General features: G+C 65.5%; 5 protein-coding genes and 1 pseudogene. All 6 read left to right on the forward strand.

The window, feature by feature from the left end:
* Positions 1-199, forward strand: a pseudogene (locus QM619_RS15985) (IS630 family transposase); the annotation flags it as partial.
* 84 nt (positions 200-283) lie between these two features.
* The gene (locus QM619_RS15990) at positions 284-544 is read left to right on the forward strand and encodes a type IV toxin-antitoxin system AbiEi family antitoxin domain-containing protein (protein WP_415111002.1); all 261 of its coding nucleotides are present in this window, start codon (positions 284-286) and stop codon (positions 542-544) included.
* Positions 545-567: 23 nt separating this feature from the next.
* On the forward strand, positions 568-1,014 hold the full coding sequence (locus QM619_RS15995; RefSeq protein ID WP_415111005.1) for a hypothetical protein: 447 nt from the start codon (positions 568-570) through the stop codon (positions 1,012-1,014).
* 1 nt (position 1,015) lies between these two features.
* Positions 1,016-1,663 carry a DUF6088 family protein gene (locus QM619_RS16000; protein ID WP_415111008.1) on the forward strand — a complete coding sequence of 216 codons (648 nt, stop codon included), beginning with the start codon at positions 1,016-1,018 and terminating at the stop codon, positions 1,661-1,663.
* Positions 1,660-2,691 (forward strand): nucleotidyl transferase AbiEii/AbiGii toxin family protein, encoded by a 1,032-nt coding sequence (locus QM619_RS16005; RefSeq protein WP_415111011.1) that lies wholly within the window; start codon positions 1,660-1,662, stop codon positions 2,689-2,691. Before QM619_RS16000 ends, QM619_RS16005 begins: the two co-directional genes overlap by 4 nt.
* Positions 2,692-2,799: 108 nt before the next feature.
* Complete coding sequence (locus tag QM619_RS16010) at positions 2,800-3,009, forward strand: hypothetical protein (RefSeq protein WP_415111014.1); 210 nt, start codon at positions 2,800-2,802, stop codon at positions 3,007-3,009.
* Positions 3,010-4,118: the final 1,109 nt, after the last annotated feature.

Here is a 4,118-nt window from a genome sequence, read left to right on the forward strand (position 1 = left end):
CCTCGTCGAACGCTGGTTCTCCGCCCTCACCACCAAGAAGCTCCAACGCTCCGCCCACCGCGACGTCCAAGCCCTCACCGCCGACATCCAGGCCTGGGTCGACAACTGGACCACCAACCCCAAACCCTTCATCTGGCGCAAGACCGCAGACCAGATCCTCCAACGCCTCGCCGGCTACTGCACCGCCATCAACAAATAACCACCGGAACAACCTGACAGGACACTAGGTCGAATCCGGCTATCATCGCAACATTTGTACCCGGTAACGGACACGATAGTTGCCATGGCGGATGCGACTCTGGTGAAGCTCGGTGCTGTCGCTGAACGGCGCTGGGGTCTGGCCACGACCACCCAAGCCGAGATGGTCGGCGTCTCTCGCAAGCAGCTATCGCGGATGGCATCGGCCGGCGCTCTTGAGCGGGTCGCGCAAGGTGTGTACCGGATGGCCGGAGCGCCGCCACAAGACAACGAGGCCATCTACGCAACCTGGCTGGCGCTGGGCGGCGCAACCAACCCGCGTACGGAGTCAGGTGTCGCCCGGTAGTCGCTGCTAGCGTCACGGCGGCCGTGGTCCACGGGCTCGGCGACTTCTTCCTGGACGGTTTCGACTTCATGGTTCCCACCCGCAGGGGCACCCGGCTGCCTGGGGTGCGACTGAGGGTGCGACGCCTGACGGCGGACGAGGTCGTCCCGGTGGGGGGTATGCCGGCACTGACCGTCGAGCGCATGATCGCGGACCTCGTGGATCTGCGAATAGATCGGTCCTTGGTCGCCGGCGTGGTGCGCGACGCCGTCCGGGCGGACAGGCTGGTTGCTCTCGACAGGCTGGTGGCGCATCTCGCGATGCATGGGCGTGACGGCAGGGCCCTCGCGGCAGACCTGTTCGAAGACGCCGGCGTGACCGTGAAGGGGTGGAGCAGGTGGGCTGAGGTGACAGGCCCTCGCTATCTGGATGCCGATCACGGCCCCCACCATTCCACCGGCAGCCGTCAGAAAGATCGCTACACTTTCTGACGTGATCGAATCACGGGCCCACGCGACGCTGGCAGTGCAAAGTACTGCCAGCGTCCCCGAGCGGGTGCGCGCATTCGCTGGCAGCCAGCCTCCGGGGAAGCCGTTCACGGTTCGTGAGCTGGTCGGGCTCGGCCCGCGCGCGGCGGTCGACCAGGCGCTGACCCGGCTGGTGAAGTCTGGAGAGTTGGAGCGGCCCGCGCGGGGGGTTTACGTGCGTCCGCGTCTGAGCGCTGCGCTCGGCCGCCCGGTGCCACCGTCCCCGGAGGAGGTGGTGGCAGCCATCGCGCAGTCCTCTGGCGAGGTTCTTGCCCCGCACGGCGCCGAGGCCGCTCGCCGGCTCGGACTGTCCACTCAGGTGCCGATGACGACCGTGTACGCGACCAGTGGACGCAGCCGCCGGGTACGGGTCGGAAACCGCGAGGTCATCCTTCGTCACGCCGCGCCGCGAAGTCTCGCGCTCGCCGGTCGCCCGGCGGGCGACGCGCTGGCAGCCTTGCGCTACCTCGGCGCACGCGAGGTCACCACAGACACCATCCGGCAGGTCGAGCGGCGAATCGGCCCGGCAGAGACTGCCGTGCTGCGCAGGAGCGTCGCGCTCATGCCCGGTTGGCTCTCAGAGCTGATGCAGCGCACACAGGAGGCGGCATGACCGCGTCCACACCCGAGTTCTTCAGTCTGGCCGCTGAAGAGCAGCGTGAGGCGTACCGGATCGCCGCCGATGAACAGGGCCGGCGTGACGACTTGGTCGAGAAGGACCTGTGGGTGGTCTGGGCGCTCGACGCGCTGTTCGCCACGCCTGGCGTCCCCCACATGGCGTTCAAGGGCGGCACGTCATTGTCGAAGGTGTTCAACGCGATCCAGCGGTTCTCCGAGGACATCGACGTCACCCTGAACGCCGTCGAACTGGCACCCGACCAAGACGTCTATCCCGACCAGATGTCCTCGAAAGCCCGCCGCCGCATGGAGTCTTTGCTGCGCGAACGCCTCGCCGCCGTCCTCACCGACATCGTCGTGCCTCACCTACGGGCCCGCGCGGCCGACCTGCCCGTTGACGTCACCATCAGCGACGTCACCGACGGCGACATCGTCTGGGTGAGGTACCCGACCGTTGCCTCACCCGTGTCGGACTACCTGCGCTCCGAAGGCGTCAAGATCGAGTTCGGCGGACGCAACGCGATCGATCCGAGCAGCCGGCGTACGATCCGTCCTTACCTGGCCCACACTTTCCCCGAACTTACGCTGCCCACCGCCGACGTCGACGTCCTCTCCCCCGAGCGCACCTTCTGGGAGAAATTCACCCTCGCCCACGCCGAGAGTCGCCGAGCCGAGTTCAAGACCAGCGAACGGCTGTCACGCCACTGGTATGACCTCGCCAGACTTGCCGACCAAGACATCGCCGAACATGCACTGGCCGACCGCGCTCTGCTTGAAGATGTCGTGAAGATCAAGAATCTCTACTTCCGCACTGCCTACGCCGAGTACGAGCTGTGCCTCACCGGCAACGCCGCCCTACTACCCGATAGCACCGGGCTTCAGGTACTGCGCCGTGACTACGAGCAGATGCTCCAAGCACAGATGATCGACGAGCCCCTCGACTTCGACGCCGTTACCCACGCCGTCCAAACGCTCCAGGACCGAACCAACGTCGCTATGAGTGAGCACAAGGTAGAACGTTGACGCCGCGCTCTGCCTATGAGCAGATGCCGCGGAACGGGCCAAAGTGATCCGGTTGCATCGGTACGGGTGTCGACAGGGTAGCCAGAGCGGAATCGGCGCCGAGCAGGGGTGCTGGGGCGGTGTTCCAACGACCAGGCGAAGCTGTGCTCGCAGCTTCGCCGTTCCGGCATCCAGCTACGACCGGTGCTCTATGCCGGCCCGATCGATCCGGAACCGCAGCCGGTGGGGGATCCGGATCGTCTGCGTGTACTGGTCCTGATCGAGCTGGCCAGGCTCGTCGAGCGCGACGTCAACCGGATGTTCGCGATTCGGTACTGATCCGGACTCACGTCGATACAGCAGCAACCACGGAACCCCTCCAACGGATTGAGTGCTACTTACGAGGGATCGCGGGGTGGCAGCCACCCCTCAGTGAACTACTGGAAGCTGACGAGGTTCGCCGAGCCCAGGGAGCGAACACGGCCATCAAGGGGATGCGGATACGCCGGCGCCTGGGGCGCCACCGCGGGTGGTTGACCTCTTCCGATCTCAGGAGGGCACTACCCGCGCGAGTTGGAATAGATCGGTTCTGGCGGAGGATACGAGATTCGAAGTCGTGGCAGGCCCGGCTGGAATTCTCTAGCCAGGAGCGCATAGTGGCGCTCGACTAGGTGTTTCTCTCGCCCGTTGCGCTAGGTCTGCATAGCTGTTCCTAGGCCTGCATCCGAACTTCGGGGGCACTTTGGGGGCATGGAATTTGAGCCTGAAGGCTCGATCGAAGATGCGAGATGCGCGCTGGGCCGGGGCTGACGTCCCGGAGGCATGCTCTGCAGCAGGCTGCCCGTGGTGTCGCTTAAGCCCCTTTCCGGACTAGTCACCATGTCGGCTGTCGCGGACGTCACGCAGGCGTGGAAAATGGGGTGGGTGTCCGTGACGCCGGTTTCTCGTTGGGACCAGAGCCCGTGGACTAGTCTGGCGGGGGCCTTGACCTTTCGGGTCGCGCATTGTTGCTACGAGCACGCCGGTTAGAGTTCGGTTCTTCCTGACCGAGGCCCCGGGCCCCCGCCTGTGTTGGCTGGTGGAGTGGGAAGGGCGGTGATCGAGGTGAAGAGCGAGCCGCAGGAGATCCGTGATGTCGAGCACGAGCGGATCTGGGAGCGGGTGGCCGCGGTCGATGTGTCCAAGGCGGCGGGGATGGTGTGTCTACGAAGACCTGATCCGTCCCGACCGGACAGGCGTAGCAGCCTGGTGTGGGAGGTGTCCGCAACGACGAACGCGGTGTTGGAACTGGCCGAGCGTCTGGCCGGCGAGCGGGTCCAGAGAGCTTGTCAAGTCTTCTGTGTAAGTAGTTCCGGTTTAGTGGTTGTGGGGCTCGGTCATAGGTAGCGGGTGAGTCGGTCGGGGTAGGCCAGAGCGAGGGCGCCGAGTGCGGCTTTCCAGCCGTGCAC

The sequence above is a fragment of the Micropruina sp. genome, from assembly GCF_047606665.1.
Lineage (GTDB): Bacteria > Actinomycetota > Actinomycetes > Propionibacteriales > Propionibacteriaceae > Micropruina.

Bases quoted from the DNA above. Each gene is read 5' to 3' on its own strand.
- QM619_RS16005 (WP_415111011.1), top strand. From the start codon at position 1,660: ATGACCGCGTCCACACCCGAGTTCTTCAGTCTGGCCGCTGAAGAGCAG.
- QM619_RS15990 (WP_415111002.1), top strand. From the start codon at position 284: ATGGCGGATGCGACTCTGGTGAAGCTCGGTGCTGTCGCTGAACGGCGC.